The sequence below is a fragment of the Photobacterium sp. GB-210 genome, assembly GCF_003026075.1.
GTDB lineage: Bacteria > Pseudomonadota > Gammaproteobacteria > Enterobacterales > Vibrionaceae > Photobacterium.
The window spans coordinates 1-17525 of sequence record NZ_PYNU01000012.1; the positions used below are offsets into that span (position 1 = coordinate 1).

Annotated in this window: 15 protein-coding genes, 1 tRNA gene and 1 rRNA gene; 8 read left to right on the forward strand and 9 right to left on the reverse strand. The window is 39.6% G+C overall.

All coding sequences use genetic code 11. The features are described from left to right. Positions 1-102 (forward strand): 5S ribosomal RNA (rrf, locus tag C9J38_RS13880); the annotation flags it as partial. A 136-nt stretch (positions 103-238) separates the two neighbouring features. Further along, positions 239-315 (forward strand) — tRNA-Asp (locus C9J38_RS13885). A gap of 177 nt (positions 316-492) precedes the next feature. On the opposite strand, the gene C9J38_RS13890 is transcribed toward C9J38_RS13885, so the two are convergent. Together C9J38_RS13890 and C9J38_RS13895 are read right to left on the reverse strand one after the other, a co-directional pair. Then, on the reverse strand, positions 493-1350 hold the full coding sequence (locus C9J38_RS13890) for a TIGR03899 family protein (RefSeq protein ID WP_107207615.1): 858 nt from the start codon (positions 1348-1350) through the stop codon (positions 493-495). Between the two features lie 295 nt (positions 1351-1645). Then, positions 1646-2197, reverse strand: a complete 552-nt coding sequence (locus C9J38_RS13895; RefSeq protein ID WP_107207616.1) for a YtfJ family protein — start codon at positions 2195-2197, stop codon at positions 1646-1648. Between the two features lie 214 nt (positions 2198-2411). On the opposite strand from C9J38_RS13895, the gene C9J38_RS13900 reads away from it, so the two are divergent. The 3 genes from C9J38_RS13900 (at position 2412) to C9J38_RS13910 (ending at position 8696) form a co-directional block, all read left to right on the forward strand. After that, positions 2412-2621, forward strand: a complete 210-nt coding sequence (locus C9J38_RS13900) for a DUF1107 domain-containing protein (RefSeq protein WP_107207617.1) — start codon at positions 2412-2414, stop codon at positions 2619-2621. Between the two features lie 571 nt (positions 2622-3192). Then, positions 3193-4944 carry an autotransporter assembly complex family protein gene (locus tag C9J38_RS13905; protein ID WP_107207618.1) on the forward strand — a complete coding sequence of 584 codons (1752 nt, stop codon included), beginning with the start codon at positions 3193-3195 and terminating at the stop codon, positions 4942-4944. Continuing rightward, entirely contained in the window at positions 4941-8696 is a 3756-nt protein-coding gene (locus C9J38_RS13910; protein ID WP_107207619.1) for a translocation/assembly module TamB domain-containing protein, read from the forward strand. Before C9J38_RS13905 ends, C9J38_RS13910 begins: the two co-directional genes overlap by 4 nt. A gap of 82 nt (positions 8697-8778) precedes the next feature. Here the strand turns inward: C9J38_RS13910 and C9J38_RS13915 are convergent, their stop codons facing one another. The 3 genes from C9J38_RS13915 to fbp all read right to left on the reverse strand — a co-directional run bounded on the left by C9J38_RS13915 (position 8779) and on the right by fbp (position 10853). Next, positions 8779-9141, reverse strand: coding sequence for a rhodanese-like domain-containing protein (locus C9J38_RS13915; RefSeq protein ID WP_107207620.1), 363 nt, complete (start codon positions 9139-9141; stop codon positions 8779-8781). Between the two features lie 36 nt (positions 9142-9177). After that, positions 9178-9708 carry an inorganic diphosphatase gene (gene ppa, locus C9J38_RS13920; protein ID WP_105059407.1) on the reverse strand — a complete coding sequence of 177 codons (531 nt, stop codon included), beginning with the start codon at positions 9706-9708 and terminating at the stop codon, positions 9178-9180. A gap of 131 nt (positions 9709-9839) precedes the next feature. Further along, complete coding sequence (fbp, locus tag C9J38_RS13925) at positions 9840-10853, reverse strand: class 1 fructose-bisphosphatase (RefSeq protein WP_107207621.1); 1014 nt, start codon at positions 10851-10853, stop codon at positions 9840-9842. Between the two features lie 199 nt (positions 10854-11052). On the opposite strand from fbp, the gene mpl reads away from it, so the two are divergent. Both mpl and C9J38_RS13935 read left to right on the forward strand, forming a co-directional pair. Next, positions 11053-12405 carry a UDP-N-acetylmuramate:L-alanyl-gamma-D-glutamyl-meso-diaminopimelate ligase gene (mpl, locus tag C9J38_RS13930; protein WP_105061285.1) on the forward strand — a complete coding sequence of 451 codons (1353 nt, stop codon included), beginning with the start codon at positions 11053-11055 and terminating at the stop codon, positions 12403-12405. Positions 12406-12417: 12 nt separating this feature from the next. Beyond that, positions 12418-13035: a flavin prenyltransferase UbiX gene (locus C9J38_RS13935; protein WP_107207622.1), complete on the forward strand. Its 618-nt coding sequence runs from the start codon at positions 12418-12420 to the stop codon at positions 13033-13035. Between the two features lie 40 nt (positions 13036-13075). On the opposite strand, the gene C9J38_RS13940 is transcribed toward C9J38_RS13935, so the two are convergent. Continuing rightward, positions 13076-14059, reverse strand: a complete 984-nt coding sequence (locus tag C9J38_RS13940; protein WP_107207623.1) for a TAXI family TRAP transporter solute-binding subunit — start codon at positions 14057-14059, stop codon at positions 13076-13078. 261 nt (positions 14060-14320) lie between these two features. Further along, positions 14321-14791 carry a transcriptional regulator ArgR gene (argR, locus tag C9J38_RS13945; RefSeq protein ID WP_045083547.1) on the reverse strand — a complete coding sequence of 157 codons (471 nt, stop codon included), beginning with the start codon at positions 14789-14791 and terminating at the stop codon, positions 14321-14323. Positions 14792-15183: 392 nt separating this feature from the next. Between argR and mdh the strand changes: the two genes are divergently transcribed. After that, positions 15184-16122 carry a malate dehydrogenase gene (gene mdh, locus C9J38_RS13950; protein ID WP_107207624.1) on the forward strand — a complete coding sequence of 313 codons (939 nt, stop codon included), beginning with the start codon at positions 15184-15186 and terminating at the stop codon, positions 16120-16122. Positions 16123-16192: 70 nt separating this feature from the next. Here mdh and C9J38_RS13955 read toward each other — a convergent pair whose 3' ends face one another. Continuing rightward, on the reverse strand, positions 16193-16384 hold the full coding sequence (locus C9J38_RS13955; RefSeq protein WP_107207625.1) for a hypothetical protein: 192 nt from the start codon (positions 16382-16384) through the stop codon (positions 16193-16195). Positions 16385-16509: 125 nt separating this feature from the next. Further along, positions 16510-17481 carry an octaprenyl diphosphate synthase gene (gene ispB / locus C9J38_RS13960; protein ID WP_107207626.1) on the reverse strand — a complete coding sequence of 324 codons (972 nt, stop codon included), beginning with the start codon at positions 17479-17481 and terminating at the stop codon, positions 16510-16512. Positions 17482-17525: the final 44 nt, after the last annotated feature.

Below are 17525 nucleotides of genomic sequence, written 5' to 3' on the forward strand. Positions count from 1 at the left end.
CGTTATGGACCCACCTGATCCCATGCCGAACTCAGTAGTGAAACGTAATAGCGCCGATGGTAGTGTGGGGTCTCCCCATGTGAGAGTAGGACATCGCCAGGCTTCCAATTCGTTTTCATCTTTTTAAGAAAAAGATGAAAATAAAAAATAGATATCTATTTGAACTATAGATATCGCATGTGGTGTTATCGCTCTTAGCCATCCATGGCTTCACGATATTAAAACATCCATGTTCGTCGGAGCGGTAGTTCAGTTGGTTAGAATACCGGCCTGTCACGCCGGGGGTCGCGGGTTCGAGTCCCGTCCGCTCCGCCACTTTATTAGAGAAACCTGAATCGAAAGATTCAGGTTTTTTTTCGTCTGTAGAAAATGAACATTATAGGGTAGTGAGCTAGGTGCTTTATTGGGAAGCAACTAGCTGCCTGCTATTTCGAGTCCCGCCCGTTTTAATAATTATTAAAAAAGCGGAGTAAAAAAAATTTAGGCTGTGTATCAGTATTGGTGAGCTACCGTAAAATATTTTAAAAGTAGTTCATTTAGTTGCTCTTGATACTCATCATGAGTCTGTGAACCAATTAGTTGGGCTAATTCCTGTCCTATTGGTGATAAACGATAATAGGTGAACGATGTCCCTTTTTTGATGGGTGATAAACAGTAAGACTCTGTATGGTAGTTGAAATTGAGTTTATCAGTGTAACTTATTAAGTTTGTTTCTAGCTCTGTACTTAATAGCAGCCCAAGTTCAGTTAAAATTAAAATAGACGAATAAGGTAAATGGTATTGGTTATAATCAATATGTGTTTGGTGACTTCTATGAAAACTAAAGCTGCTTGTTCGCTGTTTGATACTTGTGAGAAGTTTTTTATTTTTATCGTTACCAATGCAACAGGTAAGAGTAAGGACTTTTTGAAATAGAGCGGCTTCTCGATGAGTCATTGATAAGAGTATTTTTAACGTGCGAAGAGAGACTGAGCCTGGTTGAATGATCTCTTGTTTTAGAATCTTTGCCCACAGTTTTTGCATGGATGGAGTATGAATTTGTTGAGCCATCTCTATAAATCTTACTAACCAATCAGGATCAGGATCTCTCGCTGTCTCATCATTACATTGGTTATAGGCTTGTTTTATGATCTGCTCTAAATTTGATTGTTCTTGTTGTCGTTTTTGTTGAAGACGAACCTGTAATCTTTGTTTTAAAGTCCTCTCTTGAGTATTGTTAATTTCCCCATCGATAGCATATTTTTCTGCGATGCTTTTTATTTTTTTTTTACTGTCGGTTAATGTTTTTAACACTCCAAGCGCTCGATTATTTTCTATTGGTTTATCTATACTCTCTACTTTATTAGTCATACTTCTTTCATTCTCTTAACCAATCGTTAACTCATTTTTGTTATCTTGATCTCATGATTAGCAACGAACATAATGAGATGTTATCTTTGTGTTAATTTTAAGTAACTAATAATTACGGAGCATCCCATGAAAAAATTGAATCGATATATTACTGATCTTATTTTAGTCATTGGTTATTCAACGATCGTGAGTTACTTGCTTTGGTTTTTTAGTAAATAGTATATCGACTAGAGCTATCGTTTCTTTATTACTTTGAAAAAACTTAGCCACCCAGAGAGAGGTGACTAAAGTCTCATTATAAATTTTTACTCACTAAACCGATTACTTTTCTAATCTCACTAGGTGTCAGTTTGCCTTCTTTGGCGAATATGACTTTACCAGTCTTATTTACAACAAATACGGCAGAGCTTTCCTTTTTTAGATCCCATGTTTTTTGAACAATCCCATTGCTGTCCAGCACTATTGATGACCATGGGTATTCACGTTTACTGTCTTCTGTTGCTGATTTTACAAAGCCCCCCGTACCCCACATCGCATCATTTTGGTTAATGATCGTTGTTGTTTGGTACTCATTTTCCGGAAATTTTGCGGCAGAAATAGCTGCAACAAGTGGCGCGTTAAGCTCTTTGGCTGCACTGCGTCCAGCTATTGCGAATACGATACGCATTTTGCCTGTTAGTTTTGTACTTCTCCATGATTTGTAGCTAATCGCCTTATCTTTTAAAACAAGCTCACCTTTATTGGTAACTGTAACACCAGGTAATGAATCACCTAGCTTGATATTGGTAGCAAAGCTGATTGAAGGGGCTAAAGCTGCAAGTAAGATAAAGGTTGCTTTCAATTTCATGTGTTGCCTCTTTTTAGTCTGATTTGTGATTATGATAGTTAATCTTATTTGATCTGGTAGTACCAGAAGTTAATATTTTGGCTCTAAGTCGATCATTATTGTTACAAATTTCGTATTTATTGGAATATGGCAGGCTGTTTGCATTAAGTTTTAATGTGATGAAACAAAGTGATCGATTTGCGGTCTATATCTGTAACCGTTGAGTGAGGAAAATATGCTTAGAATCTTTAAAATTTACCGACCAAACCAAGTGGCTCGTTATGTAAAAAGCTATTTTAGAGGTCGTATTTTTATTATGGGGGTAGGTGGCTTTGAATTTGATAGTGGACGACTATTACCACCTAAGTCTGGTGATTTAAAAGCATTAAATGTATTAACTGAGGTGAATAAAGAGATTCAGGTACTATCAGGAATAGTTGTGTAATCACTAAAATCTAGCGTATTTCTCTCTAAATTGGAATACGAGTCAGATGTAAGTTTTACTTTGTTCCTGCTTTCGGCTAACAGAAAACTTGATCCTGCCATATGACAACACAAATATACTCCCTCCTATATAATGTATTCAGTTACAGAGCGGTATTAAATTATTTTTTCTCAAAAAAAGTTATTAATTGTTCTACAGTTGTTTTAGTTGCTGAAAGTAGTTTGAACCGTTTTCAGTACACTATTTATTTAGTGATAATTATTAATAATTCCAACAGGCTATAATACTGGCAATGAAGTTATAGTTAAGACTTAGAATACGTCTAATACTTCTATTAAAAAGATGGCATAAATTCGTGTTGAGGCACTGTTTATCTTAATTTCATTGACCTTAGGTTACTTTTTTTTAGATTCATTTTGTTAATATTTATAAATAGGTAGCTGAAAATGGTTAAAAATTCTATTCGGTTCAATATTCATAAGTTTTCAGATGGCAAAGGTTGGAAGTTACTTATCGCTTTGCCACAATGGATTCGTAATTAATTCTAAATTTCGCAAAGAAGCACAATAGAATGAATAAAGTTTTTAAATGGCTGGGTGTGACATCATTTGCTTTGGTGCTATCGAGTCCAGTTATGGCCTCTTCATTGAAGATTAAAGGCTTAGATGGAAAAGTAGAAGATAATGTTGATGCTTATCTTTCTGCATTATCAAAGGATGATTATAGTGCGACATTACGCTTTAAAGATCAGGTATTAAATGAAATTAGCGACGCGCTGCAGGCATTGGGCTATTACCAGCCAAAGTTTGATTATCAAGTCTCGGGTAGCGGCGCTAAAACTAAAATAGTGGTTACCGTTGATAAAGGTCCACGAGCGCATATTAGTAAAAGTAATCTGATTATTACTGGTGATGCTAAAAATGATCCTGCTTTTATTTCATTAGTAAAAAGCAGTGGTTTAGGGATTGGTGAACCGCTTAATCAAGGTAAATATGAGGCTTTTAAAGCATCATTAAAGAGTTTAGCACTTCGACGTGGTTATTTTGATTATGAATTAACGAAAAGTACATTAGAGGTGGTACCTAGTCGTAACGAGGTCTTTATCGATATTAATTTTGACTCAGGTCGACGTTATACCTTTGGTGAAACGACTTTTCAGGGAAGCCAAATTGATGATAACCGCTTACGTTCTATGATCCCTTACACGGAAGATGAACCTTATCTAGCTTCAAAACTGGGAGAGTACAATGAACGTTTGTCTAACGTTGGTTGGTTTTCTTCCATTTTTGTTGGTGGGGATGTAAAAGAGCGTAAAGATGATGCGATCCCTATTCATGTTGTTGTTACGCCACAAATAAAAAATCAATTTGAAACCGGTATTGGCTTTTCGACTGATACCGGCCCTCGTTTGAAGTTCAATTGGAAAAAACCGTGGATCACGAGTAAAGGCCATAGCTTTAACTTGAAATCCGAAATATCGAAAGATGAGCCAAAAGTTGAAGCGGTTTATAAGATCCCACTCGATGATGTGTTGAATGATTATTATCAAGTTGTCGGGGGCATACGTTATGTCGATACACACGATACGGTAAGTACACAATTTGGTATCGGGGTTGAACGTCATTGGCGTTTAGATTCGGGATGGAATCGTACTATTGCGCTTCGTTGGTTGACGGAGAAATATGAACAAGGTGGGATGGAAAAAGGTGTTTTCAATGTTTTGATGCCAGGATTGTCATACAGTAAAAGTAGTATGGTTGGAGGAATATTCCCGACCAGTGGGAGTAAATATAATTTTTCTGTTGATCTTGCTAATAAAAATGTTGGATCAAATACGACTTTTGCTCGAGTACAAGCAAAAAATGCTTGGATTCGTAGTTTTGGTGAAAATCAGCGTGGTATTTTGCGTTTAGATGGCGGTGCTATTATTAGTGATGGCATTCAAGATGTCCCACCTTCGTTACGTTATTTTATTGGTGGTGATAGTAGCCTTCGAGGCTATGGTTATCAGTCTATTTCTCCTCGTAATAGCCAAGGCAAAATGGAAGGCGGTCGTTATATGGCAACCTCTAGCATTGAATATCAACACCGTGTTTATGGTGATTGGTGGGGGGCTGTATTTTATGATTATGGTTCTGCTTGGAATACTACACCTGATTGGAAGCGTGGTGTCGGAGTCGGTGTTCGATGGGTTTCACCTGTAGGTCCTATTCGCCTTGATTTTGCTTGGGGCTTAGATAAGAACAAGAGCAATAATGATCGTTTCCTTAAACTGAGCAAAGATGAATTTCAGCTCCACTTTACTTTAGGTCCTGAATTATGATTTGGGTTAAGCGTATAGCACTTGGCGTATTAGCCTTATTATTATTATTAGTTATTGCTGTTGCTGCACTACTTTATACTCCTGCTGGTATTAAAGTTGCTGCATGGGGAGCGCAAAAAGCGCTTCCTGCCCTGTCGATTGGTGAATCGCAAGGCGCTTTGCTTGATGGTTTTGAATTTAAGAATGTCCGTTATAACGACGGTAATATAGATCTTGCTGTTAATAAGTTGAATTTAACATTAAATGATAGCTGTTTATTAACCCCTGAGATTTGTATTTCTGATCTAGGGGTGCAAGGTGTGAAGTTTTCAATGCCAAAACTTCCTCCTGCATCGGATAAGCCTGAACAACCTTCAGAGCCAGTCACTGAAATCTCAATGCCATTACCTATTCATATTGAGAAGGTAACGCTTGATGATATCGATTTAGATATCTTGGCGAATAAAGTGCGCTGGAAGCATTTCTCTACAGCAGCAGATTTACAAGGCAGTCATGTCACCTTAAAGCCAACGGATTGGGAAGGGATTTATTTATCATTAGCGCCATCTAAAACGGCTGATAAGAAGTCAGTTGCAGCGTCGAAATCAACGAAAAAAGCGGAAGCAATAAAACTGCCTGATGTTGTGCTACCGATGTCGTTTGATATTGAGCGCTTTACGGTAAAAGACTTCGAGTTAGCTGGCGAAACGCCACAAAAGATCTCGTTATTAGAGCTGATTGCGAATGCTAAAGACAGCGATATCAAGATTGATAAGTTGCAGGTAAATGCGCCTCAAGCGTCTTTAACCGCGAAAGCTGATGTGACGTTAACGGGAGATTACCCACTTTCATTAGATGCGAATGCAAAGATATCGATGAAGCCTGTTGAAGGACATCAGTTGCATTTAAAAGCATCAGGATCATTAGCGAAATTGGTACTTGATGCGACGTTAAAAGGTAAATTAGATGCGTTGGTTAAGGGTAAATTATCGCCGCTAGATCCGAATCTTCCTTTTGATGTGGTGGTATCCAGTAAGCATTTACAGTGGCCGATTGATAAAAAAGCAGAATTTACTGTTGCCAATACTGATATAAACGCCAAAGGTAGCTTAAAGGGGTTTACGTTTAATGCTAAAAGTAACGTAAATGGCACGCCTATGCCAAACGTGAAATTTAATTTGAAAGGTAAAGGTAACCTTGATTCGGTGAACTTATCTGCGCTGAATGTAGAGACCTTAGGTGGTTCTATTACCGGCAATGCAAAAGCAAGTTGGAAAGATCTTGTTAAATGGCAAGGCCAGCTCGCTTTTGCCAATATCCAGCCAGGTAAGCAATGGCCAGAAGCGGAAGGCAACGTAAGCGGTAAGTTAAATACATCGGGTGGTTTAACTGCAAAAGGTGGTTGGTTTATTAAATTGCCAGAACTTGCTGTTAATGGCTCCATCATGAAACAGCCTCTTGAGCTTCATGGTCAGCTTGATGCTTCTGATGTGACGGGTAAAGGTAAAGATCTTAAGTTTAAAACACAGGGCTTAACATTAAAGCATGGTCCTAATGGTTTAGTCGCGAAAGGTGAATTAGACAAGACGTGGAACGTTGTTGCTGATATTAAAGCGCCAGATTTATCTAAATCATTAGCGGACTTACATGGTCGTGTTAATGGTGAGGTGAAGTTATCAGGCAAAATGGCTGAACCGGATGTAACACTTGATCTTGAAGGTGATGATCTTGGTTGGCAAAAAGTCGCAAGCCTTGCGTCTTTTAAATTGAAAGGTAGCGTAACGCCATTACCAGCATTAAAAGCTGATATTAGTTTAAATGCTAAAAAAGGGAAATTTGATAGTGTTACGTTAGATGATATGGATGTGTTGTTTAAAGGCACAGAGCAAGATCATCGTTTAACGGTAAAAGTAAAAGGGGAGCCCGTTGGCACTGAATTACTTCTAACCGGTAAATTAGATCGTAAGACAGGCTGGCAAGGGATCTTGCAAAAAGGTGACTTTACGACTCCTGTTGGTGAGTGGGTATTAAACCATCCAACACCTATTCGTTATGATCTGAAAACTGCAATGGCAACTGTCGGTGCTCACTGTTGGCAACAAGGTAAAGCTGGCATTTGTTTAACTCAGGATCTGACTGCTGGTGCATCGGGTAATGCGCAGTTAGCAATAAAACGATTCAATTTTGATTTATTGAAATCATTTATTCCTGAGCAGATGAAGGTTAACGGCGAGCTTGGTGCGAACGTTGTCGCTAAATGGGCGCCAAAGAGTGCACCCTATGTGAAAGCCCAGATTTTGATGCCAAGCGGCAGTTTTACTCAACAAGTGGATACCGATGATGCCCCATTAGCGTTAGGCTGGGATAAAGTTACCGTCAATGCTGAGATGGAAAATGATGTTCTAAATGCTAATTGGTTAGTGGCGGTTAAAAATAATGGTGATTTATCCGGTAATGCTAAAATCACTGATCTACAAGGTGATAAGCGCATTAATGCTAATGTGAAATTAGATCGTTTTACACTTGCATTCTTAGAGCCTGTTATTAAAGACTACCATCAGTTTGGTGGTCAAGTTGATACTAACTTGCAAATAACCGGCCCAATCATGCACCCCGCAGTGAATGGTTTATTACAAGTCACGAAGCTAGAAGCAAGAGGGCGTAAAGTACCATTAGATGTTCAGAACGCTGATATCAAATTAGCCTTTAAGGGGTATAACGCAACGTTAATGGGGAATATTTATACTCCTGATGGGCAATTGCTGTTACGTGGTACTGGTGACTGGCAAGATATGGCGGCGTGGAAAACAGAATTAAATATTAATGGTAAAGAGTTACAAGTGAGTATGCCGCCAATGGTTTCCCTTAAGGTCTCTCCAGATCTCACCATTAAAGCAACACCTAAATCTGCAGATATTAGCGGAAAGGTGGGGATTCCATGGGGACGTATTACGGTTAATCAATTACCAAAATCTGCGATCGCGGTTTCTAAAGATCAGGTCATTTTAAAAGATAACCTAGAACCAGTTGAACCGAAAAAATCTGTGCCGTTTGATATTACAACCAATATTATGGTGCATGTTGGTGATGACGTGAAGTTATCAGCGTTTGGTTTAAAAGCTGGTTTATTCGGTGATTTGAATGTTCGCCAAGATGGTAAAGGGCCAATGATTTACGGTGAAGTGAATATTGCCAAAGGGTCGTTTTATCGAGCTCTGGGACAGGAATTACTTATCCGTAAAGGGCAGATATTATTTAACGGTCCTGCAGATCAACCATTCCTGTCGATAGAAGCGATTCGTGATCCTGATAATATCGAAGATGATGTTATTGCTGGTGTGAAGGTGACAGGCTCTGCAGATAAACCGGAAGTAACGATTTTCTCTGATCCGGCTATGCCACAACAAAATGCTTTATCGTATATTTTAACTGGCCGTAATCTTGATAGTGAGGATGATGGTGGTTCGGGTAATGCGATGACGACGGCATTGATAGGTATGGGACTGGCGCAAAGTGGTCAACTTGTTGGTGATGTTGGTGAAGCCGTTGGTATCAAAGATCTTAGCTTATCTACCGCAGGGGCTGGCGACGACTCACAAGTAACTGTTAGTGGTTATATCGCACCAGGACTACAGGTGAAATATGGCGTAGGCTTATTTAATGATGTGGATGAGTTTACAGTACGTTATCGCTTGATGAAGAATTTATATATCGAAGCAGTAAATGGTCTCGATCAGGCTGTGGACTTGCTTTACCAATTTGAATTTAATTAATCATTAGTGATGCCATCTAATAAAAAACCCAATGCTTGCATTGGGTTTTTTTATGTTTGTAGCATGTGTTTAGTCCTTTGGTTCAGTCCTTTGGTTTAGTTCGGAGGAGTTGTTGGTAACTTATGCCGTTAAATGTGTTTTTATAGCCAAGAGAATATAGCTCAGCTTCTGCTATTTCAGCACGTCGGCCTGAGCGGCAGTAGAGTAATATCGGTTTGGACTTGTCTGCCAAATATTCTGAAATTGTAGCGATCTGTTCAAAAGGAATGTTAACAGCGTTAGGAATATGTCCAGCGGCAAATTCATCGGCTGTTCTTACATCAACAATGATAGGGTTATGTGCTTGCTCTAGTTGCCAAAATTCATCGGGGGTGACATTTTTAGCAAATGAAATAGCGGTAAAAAAAGTTAAAAATACCGCGAGTAAACCACGTTTATTTTTCATTATATTTTACCGCTATTAATAAGTGTTATTAGCTAATTACTTTTTTTGAGCACGTTCAAAGGAAGTCAGAATTTCAGCTTTTGCTGCTTCTGCATTATCCCAGCCTTCTACTTTTACCCACTTGTTTGGCTCAAGCTCTTTGTAGCGCTCGAAGAAGTGAGTGATTTGTGCTTTAAGTAATTCAGGCAGATCATTCACATCTTGGATATGATCATATTCTTTACTTAGTTTGCTGTGAGGCACGGCAACGATTTTTGCATCTTCACCTGATTCATCTGTCATCTTCAACACGCCAACAGGACGACAGCGGATCACTGCGCCCGGAACGAGTGGATGTGGCGTTGGTACGAGTACATCGACCGGATCACCATCAAGCGATAGCGTGTGGTTAACGTAACCATAGTTACACGGATAAAACATCGGGCTAGACATAAAACGGTCAACAAAAATCGCACCACTGTCTTTGTCTACTTCATATTTAATCGGATCTGCATTTGCAGGGATTTCAATAACAACGTAAATATCTTCTGGGATATCCTTGCCAGCAGGGACCTGATTAAGGCTCATGACTAATTCCTTCTAAGGTTAATGAAATGTGTTGTTTGTTAAAATTATAATGAATGTAAACAAAAACAAAAGCAAATCATCATCGTTGATGTGTCGCGCCTTTAAATGCGCGACATGTATCGAGTTAACACTTATTTTTCTGGATATTCACGTAACAAACTTTCGACTTTTTCGACCATATTGGTTGAGCCAACAAAAAAGGGTACGCGCTGATGTAGTTCGGTTGGTGGAATATCTAAGATCCGCTGAAAACCATTCGTTGCTTTACCGCCAGCCTGCTCGACAATAAATGCCATGGGATTACATTCGTAAAGTAAACGTAACTTACCATTAGGGTAACTGGCGGTACTTGGGTAGAGATAAATCCCACCTTTTAATAAATTACGATGAAAGTCAGCAACTAACGAGCCTATGTAGCGTGATGTGTAAGGTCGTTTTTCTTCTGGCACAGCTTCTTGGCAATATTTAATGTACTGTTTTACACCGGTAGGAAAACGAATGTAATTACCTTCGTTAATCGAGTAAATGACGCCATCTTGTGGAATGGTCATATTTTCATGAGAGAGGCAAAAACTCCCTAATGAGGGATCATAGGTAAAACCATGAACACCATTGCCCGTGGTATAAACGAGCATAGTGGATGAGCCATAAATGACATACCCAGCAGCAACTTGTTGGTTGCCGGTTTGCAGAAAGTCTTCTTTTGTTGGAGGAGAGCCGACAGGGGAAACTCGGCGATAAATGGAAAATATCGTTCCCACAGAGACGTTAACATCGATATTAGATGAACCATCGAGAGGGTCCATTAAAACAACGTATTTTGCATTTAAATTTAATGGCTTATCAAATCCAACAGCTTCATCTTCTTCTTCACTCGCAATACCACAGACTTGATCCCTTGCTTCAAGAGCGGCTTTAAATTTATCGTTGGCATAGACATCGAGCTTTTGTTGCTCTTCGCCTTGGATGTTGTTCTCGCCGACCGTACCTGTAATATCGACCAATCCTGCTTTGTTAATTTCTCGGTTGACGATTTTAGCTGCGAGTTTAATTGACCCTAATAGGGATGAAAGCTCGCCACTTGCATGAGGAAAGTCACTCTGTTTCTCGACAATGAATTCACCAAGCGTTCTAATATCAGTCATAAACATTCCTTTCATCATGTTGTCATATAATCGGGTGAAGAGAGTAGAATATAGCACTTGATAAACTCACCTGCGGGTGAGTGGAAGTGCTAAATCGTATTTTTTGTTATATAAGAAATTGTATATAAAGATCTTTTTTATGGTAACGAAGTAACGTGAAAGCGTGAAACTAACCGAATTAATCACGGAGCCAGCAGCAATGCATATTCATATTTTAGGTATTTGCGGTACATTCATGGGCGGTGCTGCAATGCTTGCAAGGCAGTTAGGCCATAAAGTCACTGGCTCTGACGCCAATGTGTATCCACCGATGAGTACCATGTTAGAAGCCCAAGGTATTGAAATTATCCAAGGGTATGATCCGAAACAACTTGATCCTGCTCCTGATCTCGTGGTGATTGGTAATGCAATGAGTCGTGGTAACCCTTGTGTTGAGTATGTCCTTAACAGCAATCTACGTTACACCTCAGGCCCACAATGGTTACAAGAGTATTTATTACATGATCGTTGGGTAATGGCGGTATCGGGCACACACGGTAAAACAACAACAGCAAGCATGTTGGCGTGGATTTTGGAAGATTGTGGTTATCAACCGGGGTTTTTAGTCGGTGGTGTGCTGGGAAACTTCGGTATTTCAGCGCGTTTAGGGGAAAGCATGTTCTTCGTGGTGGAAGCGGATGAATATGACAGTGCTTTTTTTGATAAGCGTTCGAAGTTCGTACATTACCACCCTAGAACCTTGATCATGAATAATTTGGAATTTGATCATGCTGATATTTTCGATGATCTTAAAGCTATTCAACGTCAGTTCCATCATCTCGTACGTACAGTGCCTGGTAATGGTCGTATTTTAGCGCCAAAAGGTGTGAAAAATATTGATGAAACGCTAGAGATGGGCTGCTGGAGTGAATTGGAATATATTGGTGGTGATGGACACTGGCGCGCTGAAAAGCACCATGCCGATGGCAGTGTATTTGATGTGTATTTAGATAGCGATATGGTGGGTACCGTACATTGGCCTTTAGTGGGTGATCACAACGTTAATAATGCCTTAATGGCTATCGCTGCGGCACGTCATGTTGGAGTTACGCCAGATCTTGCATGTGAAGCCTTAGCTAAATTTATTAATACTAAGCGTCGTCTTGAGCTTAAAGGCGAAGTTAACGGTGTAACGGTTTATGATGATTTTGCTCATCACCCAACCGCTATCGAGTTAACCTTAGGTGGGTTACGTGCAAAGGTGAACCAATCGCGTATTTTAGCCGTATTAGAACCTCGCTCTAACACCATGAAGTTAGGGGTACATAAAGATGATCTTGCTCCTTCTTTACATGCTGCAGATGAAGTTTTTTTCTTCCAACCGCCAAATATTCCATGGTCAGTAGAAGAGATTGCTGAGCAATGTTCACAGCCTGCTTATTGCAGCGCAGATTTAGATGATTTGGTCAATAACATTACAAACAAAGCACAACCGGGCGATACTATTTTAGTGATGAGTAACGGTGGTTTTGGTGGTATTCATGATAAGTTATTGGCAGCACTAGCTAAATAATAGGAAAACGTAATGACAGATAAACGTATAACGCTAGCATGGACAGGCGCATCGGGTGCACCTTACGGACTACGTTTATTAGAATGTTTATTAGCGGCTGATTATCAGGTGTATTTATTGATTTCATCTGCGGCACGTGTGGTTTTAGCAACAGAGCATGGTTTGAAACTATCAGCATCGCCTGATAAAGCACGAGAACAATTAGCGGTTCATTTAAATGGTAATGCTGATAAATTAACTGTTTGTGGCAAAGATGATTGGTTTTCTCCTGTTGCGTCTGGCTCTGCTGCACCGAAACAAATGGTTGTTTGCCCATGCTCGGCTGGATCCTTGGCTTCCATTGCTTATGGCATGTCAGAAAATTTGATTGAGCGTGCTGCTGATGTAGTGATTAAAGAACGTGGTCAATTGGTGCTGGTGGTACGTGAAACACCATTTTCGACCATTCATTTAGAAAATATGCTTAAGCTTTCTCAGCTTGGGGCTACTATCATGCCTGCCGCTCCTGGCTTTTATCATCAACCACAATCGATTGATGATTTAATTGATTTTATGGTCGCAAGGATCTTGGATCATTTAGGCGTTAAGCAAGGTTTAGTCCCGCGATGGGGATATGATCAACGCGCATAATGTTAAATATTTAAGCCCGTAATTAATCTTACGGGCTTTTTTAATCTTGTTCGTTAGAGGGAAAAAATCCAGCTTCTTGATAATAACGTACAGCACCTGGATGGAAAGGAACCGATAATCCGTTTTGGAGCATGTCAGCTTTAGTTAAATTGGCAAAGGCAGGATGAAGTCGTTTAAAGGTATCAAAATTGTTAAAGATAGATTTTGTTAGCGCATAAACGGTTTCTTCAGAGACATCTGTACTTGAAATTAATGTTGCTGACACGCCAAAACTTTCAGTATCCCCTTTAATTCCCTTATAAAAACCTTTAGGAGTCATTGATTTGGTATAAAAAGGATGATCAGCAATGATCTTTTCGATATTTGCCCCAGTGGTTGGAATTAATTTCGCATTACAATAGACTGCGGCTTCTTTTATTGCCCCGTTTGGATGGCCAACAAGATTGATATACGCATCAATTTTGTTATTACATAGTGCTTCTGAGCGTTCCTCGGCTGGGATCGAGATAAGCTTAAAATCAGAATATGTCCAACCAAGGCTATCCATAACAATTTCCATGGTTGCTCGATCGCCTGATCCTGCCTCACCAATATTGATCCGCTTTCCTTTAAGATCATCAAGATTATTTATGCCTGAATCTTTACGAACAATAATATTAAAAGGCTCATCATGTAGTGAAAAGATAGCCCTCATCTTGCTATAAGGACCTTGGTCTTTAAACTGGTTCGTACCGTTATAGCCATGAAATTGCCAATCAGATTGAACAACACTAAATTCAAATTGTTTATCTTTGAGTTTATTGATGTTGTAGATAGAGCCGGTGGTTGATTCAACCAAACAACGCAGATTATGTTGCAGTCGTCCTTGATTCACTAATTTACAAATCGCACCGCCTGCAGGGTAATAAACACCATTGATAGGTCCTGTGCCAATTGTGATAAAACGTTGAGCGTGTGCTGTCGATACGATGAAATAACAACTTAAACTAAATAGCCCAAGCAGCATTCTTTTCTTTAATGTCATGAATGAATCCTTTCTAATCATGATGGTCAATGGATACGAATGAGAGCGTATTAAAGAATATTTTTGCTATTTATCATAACAAATGACAGTAGTCTGAGGTTTTTTTGTCTGTGCTTCACCACTCAAATTAAGTAATAAGCAAGATGAAAAGAGATAAACTTGAAATAAAGAACAAGAGTCAGAGATAGGGAATAAAAGTAGGCAAAGAGCCGGGTCTATTTGTTATGTCACTCAATGATGAAAATAAATAGACCCAAGGTATTACTTACTGTAATCAAATAGTTCACAAACAGAATCGTAAAGCTCTTCTGCTGTTACGCTACTCGTTGGTGTAATAAAGATCGTATCATCACCCGCAACTACGCCAAGGATGCCTTCGGCTTTACCTAAAGAATCTAATAAGCGAGCAATCACTTGTGCAGCGCCTGGACCTGTGTGAATAACAACAAGTGCGCTGTTATAACCAACATCCATGACAAGATCTTTTAATGGGCTGCTTGTTGTGGGTACGCCGAGTTCAACAGGTAAGCAATACACCATTTCCATTTTTGCATTGCGTGTTCGTACTGCACCGAATTTCGTCAGCATACGAGAAACTTTAGACTGGTTGATATTATCGAAACCTTGCGCTTTCAATGTATCAACAATCTCACCTTGAGAACTGAATTTTTCTTCTTTTAGAATGAGTTTAAACGCTTTTACTAAGCGCTCTTGTTTATCTGAATTTCGCATAAATAAATATTATCTACAGAGATGAGGTGGGGTATTTTTGCATAACCTATCACTAAGTAGCAAACAAACTGCATGAAATCTGATTTTTGTATTATCAGGTGTTAATGTTCAGCATAAGGTAAGAAATAATCTTTGTCGTTGTTTTTATTAGATAACATTTGTTTAAAACTGCTTAAATTCTCACTTTTTTGCATGAAAGTTGTTTTTGTTGTGACAAGATCGGATGAAAAAAAAGGGTTTCTGCGCAACTTCGCAAAGCGCGCGGCCGAAGATTGTATTTGTTATCGGCTTGCTATAACGTCCTTCTATTATGCTTATCTTATGCAATGAAAATTGGCTTAAGTAAGATGTATTAATAAAAAAAGATACTTCTATCGTAAAGGAGAACGAACATGAAAGTTGCTGTAATTGGCGCTGCTGGTGGAATCGGTCAAGCTCTTGCTCTGCTATTAAAAAACCATCTTCCAGCAGGTTCAGATCTTGCTCTATATGACATTGCACCAGTAACGCCTGGTGTTGCAGCCGATCTTAGCCATATCCCGACCCCTGTAACTATTAAAGGTTATGCAGGTGAAGATCCTACTCCAGCATTAGAAGGCGCTGACGTTGTCCTTATTTCTGCAGGTGTAGCGCGTAAACCGGGTATGGATCGTGCTGATCTTTTCAATGTAAATGCCGGTATTGTTAAATCTCTAGCAGAAAAAATTGCTGTAGTATGTCCTGATGCTTGTATTGGTATTATTACTAACCCTGTAAATACAACAGTGCCTATCGCAGCTGATGTACTTAAAAAAGCAGGTGTGTATAACAAGCGTAAGCTGTTCGGTATTACAACACTTGATGTTATCCGCTCTGAGACGTTTGTTGCTGAATTAAAAGATAAGTCGCCTTGTGATATTAGTGTTCCAGTAATTGGTGGTCACTCAGGTGTAACTATTTTACCGTTGCTATCACAAGTTGAAGGTGTTGAGTTTACTGACGAAGAAGTAAAAGCATTAACACCACGTATTCAAAATGCAGGTACTGAAGTTGTTGAAGCAAAGGCGGGTGGCGGCTCAGCAACCTTGTCTATGGGCCAAGCGGCATGTCGTTTTGGTTTAGCGCTAGTACGTGCATTACAAGGTGAGCAAGGTGTTGTTGAATGTGCTTACGTTGAAGGTGATGGGCAGCATGCACGTTTCTTCGCACAACCTGTATTGTTGGGTAAAGATGGTATTGAAGAAGTAATGGATTACGGTTCATTAAGTGACTTTGAGCAATCCGCGATGGACAGCATGCTAGATACGCTTAAAGGTGATATTGCTCTAGGCGAAGAGTTCGCTGCAAAGTAACCCGTTTAAATAGTAGAGTAAGAAAAAGCGGCGATTAAGCCGCTTTTTTATTGCCTGTAAGAAGTCTTTTCTAATAATAACGATCACAGCCTGTGTGCAATTGCGGTTGATCAGTGATCTCGTTGCATTCAATGGAACGCAGTTGATGATCGTTCTTATGCTCAATGATTACGGCGTTATTTTGTTGATCAATGCCGATCACTTTCCCCACGCCATGTAATGATTCTACCCACATACCAATCTTTAATTGGGTTATTTCCATTATTCACTCCCACTTACCAGCAAAAGAAATAAACTAATACCAATTATAGATCATAGTGATCATCTGATTTTTAGAGATAAAAAAACCTGCCACATTGGCAGGCTCTATGATGCTAAATTGAAGACTTATTTATTACGCTGTACAGCCATGTGTGCTAGTGCAACTAAGGCTTCTTTGTACTTAGAGTCTGCAATAGGTGCTAAAGCCGCAATGGCTTTCTCTGCTTCTTCTTCTGCACGTTGTTGGGTGTACTCAAGTGAACCATGTTCGTGCATAGCAGCTAAAATAGCATCAAGCTTTTCCATCCCATTTGCTTTTTCAATAGCTTCGCGAATCATGCTTGATTGCTCGGTATTACCATGGTGCATAGCATGGAGCAGTGGTAAAGTTGGCTTACCTTCTGCTAAATCGTCACCGACGTTTTTCCCCATTTCTTTACCATCAGCAATGTAATCTAATACATCGTCGATAAGTTGGAATGCCGTGCCTAAATAACGACCGTATTCTTGAAGTGCTGACTCAATTTCAGCTGGTGCTTGGGCAATAATGGCTGCGATTTGAGTTGAAGCTTCAAACAAGCGTGCTGTTTTTGAATAGATCACTTGCATGTAGCTATCTTCGGTGGTGTTAGGATCATTACAATTCATTAATTGTAGAACTTCACCTTCAGCGATCACATTGGTTGCTTCACTCATGATGTCGAGGATCTTTAATGATCGTAGGCTAGTCATCATTTGAAATGAACGTGTGTAAATGTAGTCACCGACTAAAACACTGGCTGCATTACCAAACGCTGCGTTGGCTGTTTCTTTACCACGACGCATGTTTGATTCATCGACAACATCATCGTGTAATAATGTTGCTGTATGAATAAATTCAATAAAAGCAGCAGCTGTAGTGTGTTGATCACCGTCATAGCCCAAAGCTCGCGCTGCCAAAACAGCCAGCATTGGGCGTAGACGTTTGCCACCACTACTGACAATGTAGAAGCCTAGTTGATTGATAAGCACAACCTCTGAGTTAAGTTGTGCTTGTATCTTCGCGTCGACCTCGGCCATATCGTTGGCGGTGAGCGCTTGGATAGCTTTGAAATCCATTAATACATCCAGCAAGATTGTTGGCCACGTAGGGCGGTAAAGTG